This is a genomic window from Dyella jiangningensis, from assembly GCF_003264855.1.
GTDB classification, from domain to species: Bacteria; Pseudomonadota; Gammaproteobacteria; order Xanthomonadales; family Rhodanobacteraceae; genus Dyella; species Dyella jiangningensis_C.
The window spans coordinates 1,094,177-1,106,550 of record NZ_NFZS01000001.1; the positions used below are offsets into that span (position 1 = coordinate 1,094,177).

Sequence of the window (12,374 nt, forward strand, 5' to 3'; positions counted from 1 at the left end):
GCGGCTCATGTGGGTTCAAAGATCCTGCAGCAGGCTGCGGACGGGAGCGGGCAGGCCGAGAGCAGCGCGTTCGTCGACGCCGCACCAGCGAAGGGAAGGATTATCCGCGATGCGCGGGTGCGCTGTCGCCTCGTCGAACAGCAAAGGCTCGACCTGCAGGCGATAGTGGCTGAACACGTGCACGAACGAGGGCAGCGCCTGCGCGTCGTCGATGCGCGCGAACGACTGCGCGGCGCGCCAGGCGCCGTCGTGATCGCTGGCCTCCGGCAGGCTCCAGAGTCCCGACCACACGCCCTGCGGGCCGCGGCGTTCCAGCAGCACGCGGCCGTGCGTGTCACGCAGGATCAGCATCACCGTGTCGCGCGTCGGCACCGTTTTGCTCGGCTTCGCGCTGGGCAGTTGTGCGGTGAGGTTGTCGCGCTTGGCCACGCAATCGGTCGCAAGCGGGCAGGCATCGCATTGTGGACGCGAACGCGCGCAGAGCGTGGCACCCAGGTCCATGATGGCCTGGGTGTAGTCGGCCGCGCGTTCCGAGGGTGTCAGCGCGTCGGCGTGCTGCCATAGCACTTTTTCCACGGCGCTTTGGCCGGGGTGGCCATGGATGCCGAGATGACGCGTAAGCACGCGCTTCACGTTGCCGTCGAGTATGGGGAAGCGCAACCCGTGTGCCTGCGCGAGGATGGCGCCGGCGGTGGAACGGCCAATGCCGGGCAGGGCGGCCAGCGCGTCGAAATCGCGCGGCAGTTCGCCGTCGTGCCGTTCGACGCAGATCTGCGCGGCGCGCTGCAGGAAGCGCGCGCGGCGGTAGTAGCCAAGGCCTGACCACAGCGCGAGCACGGTGTCCTCATCGGCGGCGGCGAGATCGCGCAGCGTGGGCAGCGATGCCACGAAGCGCTGGAAGTACGGAATGACCGTGACCACCTGCGTCTGCTGCAGCATCACCTCGGACAACCACACGCGATACGCGTCGCGCGGGTGCTGCCACGGCAGGTCCTTGCGGCCGTGGTCGTCGAACCAGGCCAGCAGTGCGGAAGCGAATGGGTTCATGGCGATTTGCGCTTCGTCGCGGGTTTTGCCGGTTTGCTTGCGCTTGGCTGGGCGGGAGGCGCGCTGCTGCTCGCGGGCGCAGGCACGTCGGTGCCGGCCTGGATGGTGAGGCCTTCGATGCTTACATCGCCGGTGTCTATCCTGGCGATCTCGGCGTGGCCGTTGCCGGGCGGCACGGCAAGACGCGGGCCTTCGTCGTGATCGAGCTGCGACCACCAGTCCGCGAGCGCGAGCGGCGGCACCTGCAGGTCGGCGTGATTGTCGGGGCCGTCGAGCTTGAGCCTCAGCATCAGCGGATTGTTCTCGTTGGCCGGCGTGAGTTCGATCGACGTGGCGTACTCGCCAGAGTTGGCGTGATCGAGCTTGCCGTCCAGATGCGCCGAGGCATCGGCGGCGCCGCGCCATCGCGCGCTGCCCTTCAGCTGCAGGGTCAGCTCGCTGCTATGGGCGAAGTGCAGTGCGATGTTGTCGAGCTGCAGCGCGCCGCGGTTGATGCTGGGCGTCAGCGACACGCGCAGCTGTGTCGGGATGCCTTGCGCGTCCTTGGCCACGATGTTGAGCAGGAACGGCTGGTGCGGGGCGAGCTTGCCGGCGTCCAGTTCCATGTCCCCGAGCAACATCTGGTTGCCGCGCACGAGGCTGCCGCGCGTGATGTGCACGCCGGCGTCGATGCGCGGGATTTCCGCCGGCGGCGCAGACGGACCGGACGGCAGGCCGGAAGCCCACGATTGCAGCGCATCGAGGTCGACGCGGGGGGAATCGATCTGCATCTGGGAAATGATCGTCTCGCCGCGGAACAGCGTCCGCCAAGGCAGGGCGAGCGTGCCGCGCGCCGCCAGCAGGATCGGCATGTTGGCGCCCTGGGCACTGAGCGTGATGCCCTGCAGTTCCAGCGCGGGACGGGGAAACAGCGCGGGCGTCGCGGGACTGGCGAGGTTGAGTTCCAGCCCGGCTTGGCGGGCCTGCGCTTGCAGTACGGTGGTGATGCGCTCGGGTTGCAGCAGGAAGTGCACGGCGATGAGCGCCACCGCCACCAGCACCAGGGTGGCGCTGCTGGCGATCAACAGGGTGATTCGGAGCCAGCGCGGCACCGGCCCGGCCCCCTCAGCCTTGACCCAGGCTGGCGGGAAGGAGGCCGTCGACATAGGCCTCGGCGTCGAATACCCGCAGATCGGTGGCGGTTTCGCCCAGGCCCACGTAACGGATCGGCAGGCCGAACTCGCGGGCGAGCGCGAACACCACGCCACCCTTGGCGGTGCCGTCGAGCTTGGTCACCACCAGGCCGGTGACGCCGACGATCTGGCGGAACTGGCGCACCTGGTTCACGGCGTTCTGGCCGGTGGTGCCGTCGATCACCATGAGCACTTCGTGCGGCGTGTCGGCGTCGAGCTTTTTCATCACGCGGGCGATCTTGCCCAGCTCGTCCATCAGGCCGCCCTGCGTATGCAGGCGGCCGGCGGTATCGGCGATGAGCACGTCCGCGCTGCGCGAGCGCGCGGCCTGCAGCGCGTCGAAGATCACGCTGGCGGCATCGGCATCCTGGCCCTGCGAGATCACCGGCACGTTGTTGCGCGCGCCCCAGGCCTTGAGCTGCTCCACCGCGGCGGCGCGGAAGGTATCGCCTGCGGCGAGCATCACCTGGCGGCCCTCGTCGCGGTAGCGGCGCGCCAGCTTGCCGATGGTGGTGGTCTTGCCCACGCCGTTGATGCCCACCGTGAGCACCACGAACGGCTTGCGACCGGCAACGTCGAGCGGCTGTTCCACCGGCTTCAGCAGGGACATCAGTGCCTGGCGCAGTGCGGCCAGCAGTGCGGATGCGTCGGCGAACTCGCGCTTGTGCATGCGCTTGCGCAGGTCCTCGACCAGCGCCGTGCTGGCTTCGATGCCGACGTCGGCGGTGATCAGCGTGGTTTCCAGCTCGTCCAGCAGGTCATCGTCGAGCTTGGGATGACGGACGAACAGCGAGGAAAGCCCGCGGGCGAAGGCGCTGCCGGACAGGCGCTCGCGCCAGCTGCGCTTGGCCGGCGCGGCGGATTCGGCGATCGCGGCGCGCTCGAAGGCTTCGTCCTCGGCCGGCGCCTCGGGAGGTGGCGGCGTTTCGGAGAGCGCCTCATCCAGCGCGGGCGTGGCGTAATCCAGCGAGGCGGCATCCGTGTCGTGCGCGAAACCCTCGGCCGGTGCTTCGTCCGCCACAGGTGCGGCAGGCTGGCCCGGTGGCGTCTCAGCGGGTTTCTTCTTCCAGAACTTGAGCATTGCGGCAGGGATTCAAAGACAATGGGCGGCATGCTACCACCCCCACCCGTACTCACCGCTGAGCAGTGTCGTCCATGACGGGCCGCGCTCCGGGGCGCATCCGCATCATCGGCGGGCAGCTGCGCAACTCTCGCCTCGACGTGCCCGACCTGCCTGGCCTGCGGCCCACGGCAGAGAGGGTGCGCGAAACCTTGTTCAACTGGCTGGCGCCGGTGATTTCCGGTGCGCGCTGCCTGGATCTGTGTGCCGGCACCGGTGCATTGGGCATCGAGGCGCTATCGCGTGGGGCGGCCGGCGTGCAGTTCGTGGAGCGCGACGCGCGGGCTGCCCAGGCGCTGCGCGACAACCTCGCGCGCCTGAAGGCGCAGGGCGGGCAGGTGACCACCGCCGATGCCATGGCTTATCTGCAAGGTGCGCCGCAGCCGTTCGGGCTGGTTTTCCTCGACCCGCCGTTTGCGCAGAACCTGTGGCAGCCGCTGTCCCAGCGGTTGGAACAGGGCGGATGGCTGACGCCTGCGGCGTGTGTCTACGTGGAGTCGCCCCGGCAGGCCGGACTGGCCCTGCCTTCCACATGGATGCTTCATCGCGAAGGCACGGCTGGCGAAGTGGGTTATGCGCTGTATCGGCGGGCAGCGGCAACCTGACGGCGGCGTATGGATTTCCATATCGTGCGCAGGCTAGGCGATGGGCGCGAACGAGCCTAAGCTAGCCGCCCCTGCACCCCCGGTGATCCGTCTCGTGAACAAGCCTCCGGTCAACCAGCGTCTTGCCGTCTATCCGGGTACGTTCGACCCCATCACCAACGGCCATTCGGATCTGGTCACACGCGCCGCGCCGCTGTTCGAACGCGTGATCGTGGCCGTGGCCGAAAGCCCCAACAAGGGCAAGGGCCCCGGTTTCAGCCTCAACGAGCGCATCGCGCTGGCGCGTCTGGCCCTGGCCGACCTGAAGAACGTGGAAGTGCGTGGCTTCGATGGCCTGCTGGCGCATTTCGTCGAGGAAGTGGGCGCCGGCGTGATCATCCGTGGCCTGCGCGCCGTGTCCGACTTCGAATACGAATTCCAGCTGGCGAGCATGAATCGCCACCTGATCCCGCAGGCGGAAACGCTGTTCCTTACGCCGGCCGAGCAGTACAGCTTCATCTCCTCCACGCTGGTGCGCGAGATTGGCCGTCTGGGCGGCGATATCACCGGCTTCGTGCATCCGGCCGTGCAGCAGGCGATGCGGCAGCGCTGGCGCTGAGATCCACGGCTTTTTTGTAGGAGCGCACCCAGTGCGCGATCTCGGCGTCACCGCTTCGTAGGCTTTTCGCGCACTGGGTGCGCTCCTACAAAAAGCCACTGTCGGGCTCGTCGCACTGCAGCACGCCTTACGGTGTCGGCGGGCGTCGTCGTCGTGTATCCTCGCGGGCATCCTGCGGACAGGACAGTCGTCGCCGCGGACCAGGGGAACGAGGGGTCGCATGTTGCCGCCCGGGCTCCCGGTTACCGGCTCCGTCGTACGACGGCCGGATGGTCCAGTCATCCAATGGATTCGTCATTCCAAGAATTCCACCATCCAAGGTGACCACCATGTACAAGTACGCCCTCCTCGCCGCCATCGCGCTTACCGGCATCACCGCCTGCAGCCAGCAGGAAGAAGCCCAGCAGCCGACCGAACAGGTCGCCGCCGTCTCCAAGCCGACCGATCCGAACGACTCCAAGGCGTGGAACGCCTATCTGGGCCAGATCGTCCAGAAGAACATGCAGGGCATGACGGCTGACCGTCCGTTCCCGTACCTCGTGCCGGCCGGCGACAGCGACGACGCCAACGCGGTGCGCCAGCGTCAGCTCGAGCAGGTGCAGGACACCGTGGCCCGCGGCGTGCTGCCGGGCAACATGCTGGTGTTCGCCGGCCCTGACTCGGCCAAGACCGCCGATTTCGTGACCGAGGCGTTCAAGGACGCCAAGCCGGGCTCGTTCAAGGACGTGATCGTGCTGGTGATCGGCGACGCCGGTGACAAGGACAAGGTGACCACCGCGCTGCAGCCGACCGGTGCCACCATCCGCTACGTGAACTTCTAAGTTCCGGTTTCCGGAGCGAACGCGAGGGCCCGCGGCATGTTTGCCGCGGGCCTTTCTTTTTGGGGTCGTGTGGTTCCTGCAGGAGCGCACCCAGTGCGCGAAACGCCTACGGAGCGGTAACGACGTGTCTCTGCGGTCGCGCGCTGGGTGCGCTCCTGCAGTGGAATCTTGCGGCGCATCAGGCATCCCCAGCATGTAAACTGCGCAAATGTCCCTGAAAATCCTCGATACCTGCGTCAATTGCGACGTCTGCGAACCGGTCTGTCCCAATAAGGCTATCTCGCTGGGCGAGGAGTACTACGTGATCGACCCCTCGTTGTGCACCGAGTGCATCGGCCACTATGACCAGCCGCAGTGCGTGGAAGTGTGTCCGGTCGAATGCATCATCATCGATCCCGAGCACACCGAGACGAACGAGCAGCTGACGCTGAAGTACCAACATCTGATGGCAAAGGACGACGCATGACGTTCCCGTTGAACTGGCGCGTAGCGCTGCTGGGCCTGCTGCTTACCACCAGCGCCGCATACGCCGCCGACAGCCGCCCGACTTCCTCTCCTGCCGCGCCTTCCGCGCATGTCATCACCGAGCGACCCGGCCATGCCGGTATCGCCAGCGCCAATTTCCACGCCACCGAAGCGGGGCACGAAGTGCTCGCCAAGGGCGGCAATGCGTTCGACGCGGCGATTGCCGTGGCCGCGACGCTCTCCGTGGTCGAGCCGGAAAGTTCAGGCATCGGCGGCGGTTTCATGGCCGTGCTGCATCGCGCCTCCGATGGCCGCGAGGTGTTCATCGACGCGCGCGAGACGGCGCCGGCGGCGGTGAATGCCAAGGACTATCTCAACAAGGACGGCACTCCCAACCGCGACACCGCGCTCAACGGGCCGCTTTCGGCGGGTATTCCGGGTGAGGCTGCCGGCCTGGCCTGGCTCTCGACGCATTACGGCAAGCTGCCGCTGAAGGAGTCGCTGGCGCCGGCCGTGCGTATCGCGCGCGACGGCTTCAAACCGGATGGCCGTCTGGTCAACGCCATCAGCGAGCGCGCGGAAGACATCCGTCGCTGGCCGGCATCCGCTGCCAAGTACCTCCCGGACGGCAAGCCGCCGGTGGTGGGTGAGGTATGGCGCGATCCGGACCAGGCGCGCACGCTTGAGCTTTTGGGCGAGCACGGCTTCGATGGTTTCTATCGCGGCGAAGTCGGCAAGAAACTGGTGGATGCGGTGCGCGCCGCCGGCGGCAACTGGACCGCGAAGGATCTGGAAAGCTACCAGGTGAAGGAGCGCACGCCGATCGTGGTGAACTACCGCGGCTATCGCGTGGTGACCGCGCCGCCGGCGTCGTCGGGTGGCGTGGCGGTGGCCGAGATCCTCAACATCCTGTCGGGCTACGACCTCACCAAGCTCGATACGGTGCATCGCACGCATCTGGTCATCGAAGCCATGCGTCGCGCATTCCGCGATCACAACGACTACCTCGGCGATCCGGACTTCGTGAAGATGCCGATGGACATGCTGCTGTCGCCGTACTACGCGGCGGGCCTGCGCCAGACCATCCTGATGGACAAGGCCACGCCGTCGTCGATGCTGCCGGTGAGCGCCGGCACCGATCCAGGCATGCACACCACGCATTTCTCGATCATCGACAAGGACGGCAACATCGCCTCCATCACCCAGACGGTGAACTACACGATGGGTTCGACGTTCGTTGCAGCGGGCACGGGCGTGCTGCTCAACGACGAGATGGATGACTTTGCCCTGGTGCCCAACAAGCCCAACGTCTACGGCCTGCTCGGCAGCGACGCGAATGCGCCGGCGCCGGGCAAGCGCATGCTGTCGTCGATGACGCCGAGCATCGTGTTCGGCGCCGATCGCGTGGGCGTGATCGGCTCGCCGGGTGGCTCCACCATCATCACGCAGGTGCTGGAAGGCATTCTTGCCTTCATCGATGGCAAGGACGCGGCCGGCATCGCCGGGCAGAAGCGCTTCCACCACCAGTACATGCCGGATCGCGTGGACGTGGAGTCGGGCACGTTCGATGCCGCCACGACCGAAGGTCTGACCCGCATGGGCCACACGCTGAAAGAACGCAGCTCGTGGGGCTTCATGAACGTGGTGACGTGGGACCTGAAGAACAACAAGCTCGACGCCGCGAGCGATCCGCGCCGCGAGTCGGGCCTCGGCAAGGTGCAGTGACGATGGAACTGTGGTCGCTCACCGGCAACTCGCAACGACTCGATGGCGGTGCCATGTTTGTTCGGCCCGTCCATGGGCCTCACCCCGCGCGTCGCGCGGGGCCGCCTGCGGCGTCCGGATTCGCTCCCGGCGAATCCGTGGCAACGCGAGGTATTTGATATGGAGCTCTGGTCGCTCACGGGCAACTCGCAACAGCTCGATGGCGGCGCCATGTTTGGCAACGCGCCGAAGGCGCTGTGGTCGCGCTGGATCCAGCCCGATGCGGAGAACCGCATTCCGCTGGCCTGTCGCTGCCTGCTGGTGAAGGATATGGACGGCCGCAACGTCTTGTTCGAGACCGGCATCGGCGCGTTCTTCGAGCCGGCGCTGCGCGAGCGCTACGGCGTAGTGGAAGATCGCCACGTGCTGCTCGATTCGCTGGCGCAGGCGGGAATCACGCATGAAGACATCGATGCGGTGGTGCTCTCGCACCTGCACTTCGACCATGCCGGTGGCCTGCTTGCGGCGTGGGAAGAGGGTCAGTCGCCGCGCCTGCTGTTTCCCAACGCGACGTACCTGGTGGGAGCCGAACATTGGCGCCGCGCGCAGAAGCCGCATCCGCGCGATCGCGCCTCGTTCGTGCCGGAGCTGCAGCCGTTGCTGGAACAGAGCGGCCGGCTGGAGCTGGTCGAAGGCGAGCATTCGAAGACCTTGGGCGATTCGGTGCGCTTCAGCTATTCGGACGGCCATACGCCGGGACTGATGCTGGCGGAAGTGGCCGGCGTGGTGTTCTGCGCCGACCTGATTCCCGGCCGCTTCTGGGTGCACCTGCCCATCACCATGGGCTATGACCGTTATCCGGAAAAGCTGATCGACGAAAAGCGGGCGTTCCTCGAGGACAAGCTCGCGCGTGGCGTGCGGTTGTTTTTCACGCACGACCACGATTGCGCCGCCGCGCGCGTGGTGCGCGACGAACGAGGCCGCTACGGTACGGCGGACGAAGTCCGCGAGCTGCGGGGCGCTTAGCGATGGCCAGGGGGCAGGGGAGAGAAACCGATATGCGGCAATGGACGCGACGCGTGCTGGGTGCCTTGCTTCTGCTGGGCGGCGCTGGACTGGTGGCGATGACCGAGCAGGGCTTGCTCGACCATCACCACGCGTCGGAAAAGCATGGCGGCCAGATTATCGATCTCGGCGCCACCGGCGATGCGCAGGCCGGCCACGGCTACCTGGTGCGCGTGGCCGGCCCGGTGAAGGTGGTGGAAGCCCCTTTTGATCCGGAGTTCGGGCAGCATGCGGCGGTGCCGGTGCTGATCCGACACGTGGAGATGTTCCAGTGGCGCGAAGTGCGCGTTGGCGGCGACGTGCACTACGAGCTCGACTGGGTCGATCGTCCGGTGGACTCCAGCCGTTTCGCGCAACCGTCGGGTCACGGCAATCCCGAGCATTTCCCGGTACTCGGCAAGCAGTTCGACGCCGGGCAGGTGCGCGTGGGCGGTTACGTGTTGTCGCCGGCGTTGCTTCATGCCTTGCCCGGCAGCGACGTGCTCACGCCGGACATGAAGGCGGTGCCGCCGAATCTGGCCGCGAGCTTCTCGCTCAACGATCGATACCTGACGACGAGCGCCAAGCCCGAGCAGCCGCGCCTGGGCGACCTGCGCGTGAGCTGGGAAACCGTGCCTGCACAGGAAGTGACGGTGTTTGCGCAGGTCGATGGCGATCACCTCGTTCCCGCCGTGCATGCAGCCGACGGCAAGGGTTATGACGTGCAGGTGGGTGATCGAGCGCTGGTCGACGTCGTGCCCGATGTGCCGGAGTCGCCGTCGTTCGTGTGGGCTCGTCGTGTCGCGGCGGTGCTGCTTGGATTGTTGGGCGCCCTGCTGTTGCTGCCGGAGCGTCCGCGTACGCACCACGATTTTCTGCTGGCGCTGGGCGCGAGTGCGCTGTTGATGGGGGCGTTGGCTTGCGTGATGTGGCTGGGGACGGATATGGCGGTGGGTGGGGCCTGGTTTGGGGTGGCGTTGCTGGGGTTGGCGGTGGCGGTGTGGAGGATTCGCGCCACGGCGGAGTGAGGGTTGCTCGCTAGCTTTCCCTGTTTTCCGCTTTCCGCTTTTCTGCTCCCTCGCTCCTCGCTCGTTGTAGGAGCGCACCCAGTGCGCGATACCCCTTGCCCAAGTTCCACATTCGAGCCGCCCTTTATTGTGGGAGCGCACCCTGTGCGCAACGGCTTTTTGCGCCGGGCTGCATGATTTGGGCTTTTGTAGGGATGATTCTTCCGTTCATAGCCACGCGGCCGCCAGCTTGCCGCTTACGCAGCGGGCGTTTCGATCTCCTGCCGGAGCTCGAGTCACTTTTCTTTTGCTGGCCCAAAAGAAAAGTAACCCAAAGAAAATGGCCTTGAGAGCCAAGGCTCGTAGCGATATGAGAGATAGAACCGTCGAATGACCGAGGCTAGCCAGGATGCGCTCGTTACTACCTCGAACGGAGCGGCTACACCGCAACGCGCCGATGCGAAGAGGACTTAAAGCAGCTTCGTTGCTTCGTGGGAGAATCCATGGACGCCGCACTTTCTCCCTCTCCCCTCCGAGGGGATAACACGGGGGCAAATCTTGCGGTCCCGCTTCGACCAGAGATAGGCATTCCGGCGGCTCTAGCGAATGCCTTGAACGCTTCAATTCCTCATTACTTTGAGATGAGGGCCCCCTCGCTCAATTCGGCCTTTGATCCGCGAACGCGAACACGTGGTCGGCCCACTGCGTGGCTTCGAGGTAGATGGCGGCCATGCGGCGGATGATTTGGGGCTGGGTTTCGCCGCCGCGGAGGTCGCCGGCTTCCCAGGCGCGGATCTGTTCGAGCAACGGAGCGAACGGGCCCTTGTTTTCCAGCAGGGCGCTGCTGATGTCGCGTGCGAGGGGCAGGTGCCACAGCACGAAGTCCATCGGGGCTTCCATCAGCGTGTCGAGCAGCGAGAACAGGCCGGCGGTGAAGGCCATTTCGCGCTGTTCGCTTGGCATGTGCTGGGCGAGCTTTTCGCACATGTGCGCGCGGATCAACGCAGCGCGCAGCAGTTCGGGCGGGCGATCGCCGACGCCACCGAGCGCCATGGTGTAGATCCAGTTGCGCAGGCGGTTGGCGCCGAAAAAGATCGCCGCCTGCTGCACCGACTTCAGCTGTCGCGGCAGGGCGAAGTAGGCGGAGTTCACGCAGCCCAGCAGCTTGTAGCTGAGGATGGCGTCGTCGCGCACGATCTGGCCGATCTCGACCGGGCCGGGGTTGCCTTCTTCCAGCGCCTTCATCAGGCGCAGCAGGCTGAGGCGGTTGGCGGTGAGCACGGGAACAGCGACGGGCTCGGGCTTCAGCAGGAACTGGCCCTGGATGGCCTGTACCGGCAGCGCTTCGCAACGGTGGTAAGTGTCGTGGTCGTCGACGTGGCCGGCGATCACGTGGATGCCGCGCGCGTGCAGGTACTCGCTGCGCGTGCGCAGCGCGGCCGGGTCCAGCTTGCTGGCGTCCAGGCGCACGTACTGCACGATCTTGAGCAGCGGTTCCACCGCAACGTTGTATTCCAGTGGCGTATCGCCCGCGTCGAGCATCAGCGGGCAGCCGCGCTGGGCCATGCGCGAAAGACGGTCGAGCAGGGCCGCGTCGGTGGCGACCTCCGGCTGCAGCAGCACGCCGAAGCGCGGCTGGTGCTGCAGTACGTCGGTTTCTTCCAGCAACAGCTCGCGGGTCAGGCGCAGGAAGGTGCGGTTGCCACGCACGAGGCGCGCGAGTGCGCCGTCAGTGATGGTGGCGAGCGCGCGACGCATCAGCGTGGCTTCGTCCTCGGCTTCGCTCTGGAACACGATTTCGTAGGCGAACAGTTCGCGCTTGGTGTCCAGCATCGGCAGACGGATGACCGGCAGCGGCTGTTCGCTTGCATTGGCGCCTTCGTGGGCGGAGGGGATGGCCGCGGCTTCGCTCATGGTCGGTCGATGTATTGGCAGTGGGGGAAACCGGCAACGGTCGCCGGTAGAAGGATGCGCATCGAAGTGAACGTGATGCGCGCCATGACGGTCATGCCTCGGCCAATGTCTGCGAGCGCAGGCTCGTGTGCAGTTCGCCGGCGCGGCCGTACACGCTGGCTTCCGCGTCGTTGCCGGTCAGCACGGCCAGCGCCTTGCGCACCTGCTGCAGGCGCAAACCCACCAGCTGTCCGTTGCGCTGGTTGAGCATCTGGCAGGCGCGCAGCGACTGCAGGATCTGCTGCCACACCGGGGCCAGCTCGCGGGCGGCTTCGGGGGCGCCCTGGCTCAGCTGCACGCGCTCGCCGTCGAGCTGTTCCAGCTTGAGCATCAGCGAGTGCTTGGCGGCGCCTGCGTGGTTCAGCGCGTCGACGTTGGCCGTTTCAAGGGCGGTGCGCTCTTCGTGGAGCGCGTCGGCCAATTGCTCCACTGCGAGCCGCATCTCCTCGACCGCGGCCGTCAGGGCATGGTCCAGTTCGGCTTGCAGGGAGGTGTTCATGGCTTGAGCTGGCTTTCCAGCGAGAGCATGCGATCGGCGATGCGGCTCGGATCGACCTTGTAGGTGCCGTTGGCCAGCGACTGGCGCAGCTGTTCCACCTTCTTGGTGTCGACCTCGGCGCCGTTGTGGGCGCGGGCGGCTTCCTGCATGGCCTTGGCCGAATCCGTCAGCTGGACGCGATCGTCGGCGCCGGCGGTGCCGCTGGCGGCCTCGCTGCCGGTGGTGCCGGTGGCGTTCTGCGTCGAGCTGCCCTGGCCGCTGGGGGCCTGGGGAAGCTTGGGCAAGCCATTGTTGGAGATGGTGGTGTTCATGGGTCCGTGTCTCGTGGTTTTGGCCCTG

General features: G+C 66.5%; 13 protein-coding genes. 7 read left to right on the plus strand and 6 right to left on the minus strand.

The genetic code is table 11. The features are described 5' to 3' along the window. Positions 1 to 15: 15 nt before the first annotated feature. From mutY to ftsY, 3 genes are read right to left on the minus strand one after another with little or no spacing between them, the layout of a single operon-like run. Complete coding sequence (mutY, locus tag CA260_RS04745; protein ID WP_111981256.1) at positions 16 to 1,047, minus strand: A/G-specific adenine glycosylase; 1,032 nt, start codon at positions 1,045 to 1,047, stop codon at positions 16 to 18. Beyond that, complete coding sequence (locus tag CA260_RS04750) at positions 1,044 to 2,138, minus strand: AsmA family protein (protein ID WP_111981257.1); 1,095 nt, start codon at positions 2,136 to 2,138, stop codon at positions 1,044 to 1,046. The genes mutY and CA260_RS04750 overlap by 4 nt, the downstream gene beginning before the upstream one ends. Positions 2,139 to 2,151: 13 nt before the next feature. Next, positions 2,152 to 3,300, minus strand: coding sequence for a signal recognition particle-docking protein FtsY (gene ftsY, locus CA260_RS04755; RefSeq protein ID WP_111981258.1), 1,149 nt, complete (start codon positions 3,298 to 3,300; stop codon positions 2,152 to 2,154). Between the two features lie 74 nt (positions 3,301 to 3,374). Here ftsY and rsmD point away from each other — a divergent pair, with 74 nt between their 5' ends. The 7 genes from rsmD to CA260_RS04790 all read left to right on the plus strand — a co-directional run bounded on the left by rsmD (position 3,375) and on the right by CA260_RS04790 (position 9,604). Beyond that, entirely contained in the window at positions 3,375 to 3,944 is a 570-nt protein-coding gene (gene rsmD, locus CA260_RS04760; RefSeq protein WP_111981259.1) for a 16S rRNA (guanine(966)-N(2))-methyltransferase RsmD, read from the plus strand. Positions 3,945 to 4,038: 94 nt separating this feature from the next. Next, on the plus strand, positions 4,039 to 4,542 hold the full coding sequence (gene coaD / locus CA260_RS04765; RefSeq protein ID WP_111983006.1) for a pantetheine-phosphate adenylyltransferase: 504 nt from the start codon (positions 4,039 to 4,041) through the stop codon (positions 4,540 to 4,542). A 329-nt stretch (positions 4,543 to 4,871) separates the two neighbouring features. Then, positions 4,872 to 5,363, plus strand: a complete 492-nt coding sequence (locus CA260_RS04770; RefSeq protein WP_111983007.1) for a hypothetical protein — start codon at positions 4,872 to 4,874, stop codon at positions 5,361 to 5,363. A 208-nt stretch (positions 5,364 to 5,571) separates the two neighbouring features. Further along, positions 5,572 to 5,829 carry a YfhL family 4Fe-4S dicluster ferredoxin gene (locus tag CA260_RS04775; protein ID WP_111981260.1) on the plus strand — a complete coding sequence of 86 codons (258 nt, stop codon included), beginning with the start codon at positions 5,572 to 5,574 and terminating at the stop codon, positions 5,827 to 5,829. Further along, the gene (ggt, locus tag CA260_RS04780; protein WP_111981261.1) at positions 5,826 to 7,553 is read left to right on the plus strand and encodes a gamma-glutamyltransferase; all 1,728 of its coding nucleotides are present in this window, start codon (positions 5,826 to 5,828) and stop codon (positions 7,551 to 7,553) included. Before CA260_RS04775 ends, ggt begins: the two co-directional genes overlap by 4 nt. 159 nt (positions 7,554 to 7,712) lie before the next feature. After that, complete coding sequence (locus CA260_RS04785) at positions 7,713 to 8,558, plus strand: MBL fold metallo-hydrolase (protein WP_111983008.1); 846 nt, start codon at positions 7,713 to 7,715, stop codon at positions 8,556 to 8,558. A 32-nt stretch (positions 8,559 to 8,590) separates the two neighbouring features. Continuing rightward, positions 8,591 to 9,604, plus strand: a complete 1,014-nt coding sequence (locus CA260_RS04790) for a TMEM43 family protein (RefSeq protein WP_111981262.1) — start codon at positions 8,591 to 8,593, stop codon at positions 9,602 to 9,604. 636 nt (positions 9,605 to 10,240) lie between these two features. On the opposite strand, the gene CA260_RS04795 is transcribed toward CA260_RS04790, so the two are convergent. The 3 genes from CA260_RS04795 to flgM all read right to left on the minus strand — a co-directional run bounded on the left by CA260_RS04795 (position 10,241) and on the right by flgM (position 12,346). Then, positions 10,241 to 11,497 (minus strand): EAL and HDOD domain-containing protein, encoded by a 1,257-nt coding sequence (locus tag CA260_RS04795; RefSeq protein ID WP_111981263.1) that lies wholly within the window; start codon positions 11,495 to 11,497, stop codon positions 10,241 to 10,243. A gap of 91 nt (positions 11,498 to 11,588) precedes the next feature. Continuing rightward, on the minus strand, positions 11,589 to 12,035 hold the full coding sequence (locus CA260_RS04800) for a flagella synthesis protein FlgN (RefSeq protein ID WP_111981264.1): 447 nt from the start codon (positions 12,033 to 12,035) through the stop codon (positions 11,589 to 11,591). After that, on the minus strand, positions 12,032 to 12,346 hold the full coding sequence (gene flgM, locus CA260_RS04805; RefSeq protein WP_111981265.1) for a flagellar biosynthesis anti-sigma factor FlgM: 315 nt from the start codon (positions 12,344 to 12,346) through the stop codon (positions 12,032 to 12,034). The genes CA260_RS04800 and flgM overlap by 4 nt, the downstream gene beginning before the upstream one ends. Positions 12,347 to 12,374: the final 28 nt, after the last annotated feature.

Excerpts from the sequence above, each read along its gene's own strand:
- rsmD (WP_111981259.1), top strand. The coding sequence starts at position 3,375 with ATGACGGGCCGCGCTCCGGGGCGCATCCGCATCATCGGCGGGCAGCTG.
- CA260_RS04800 (WP_111981264.1), bottom strand. The coding sequence starts at position 12,035 with ATGAACACCTCCCTGCAAGCCGAACTGGACCATGCCCTGACGGCCGCG.
- ftsY (WP_111981258.1), bottom strand. The coding sequence starts at position 3,300 with ATGCTCAAGTTCTGGAAGAAGAAACCCGCTGAGACGCCACCGGGCCAG.
- ggt (WP_111981261.1), top strand. The coding sequence starts at position 5,826 with ATGACGTTCCCGTTGAACTGGCGCGTAGCGCTGCTGGGCCTGCTGCTT.
- CA260_RS04785 (WP_111983008.1), top strand. The coding sequence starts at position 7,713 with ATGGAGCTCTGGTCGCTCACGGGCAACTCGCAACAGCTCGATGGCGGC.
- CA260_RS04775 (WP_111981260.1), top strand. The coding sequence starts at position 5,572 with ATGTCCCTGAAAATCCTCGATACCTGCGTCAATTGCGACGTCTGCGAA.
- CA260_RS04770 (WP_111983007.1), top strand. The coding sequence starts at position 4,872 with ATGTACAAGTACGCCCTCCTCGCCGCCATCGCGCTTACCGGCATCACC.
- mutY (WP_111981256.1), bottom strand. The coding sequence starts at position 1,047 with ATGAACCCATTCGCTTCCGCACTGCTGGCCTGGTTCGACGACCACGGC.
- CA260_RS04795 (WP_111981263.1), bottom strand. The coding sequence starts at position 11,497 with ATGAGCGAAGCCGCGGCCATCCCCTCCGCCCACGAAGGCGCCAATGCA.
- flgM (WP_111981265.1), bottom strand. The coding sequence starts at position 12,346 with ATGAACACCACCATCTCCAACAATGGCTTGCCCAAGCTTCCCCAGGCC.
- CA260_RS04790 (WP_111981262.1), top strand. The coding sequence starts at position 8,591 with ATGCGGCAATGGACGCGACGCGTGCTGGGTGCCTTGCTTCTGCTGGGC.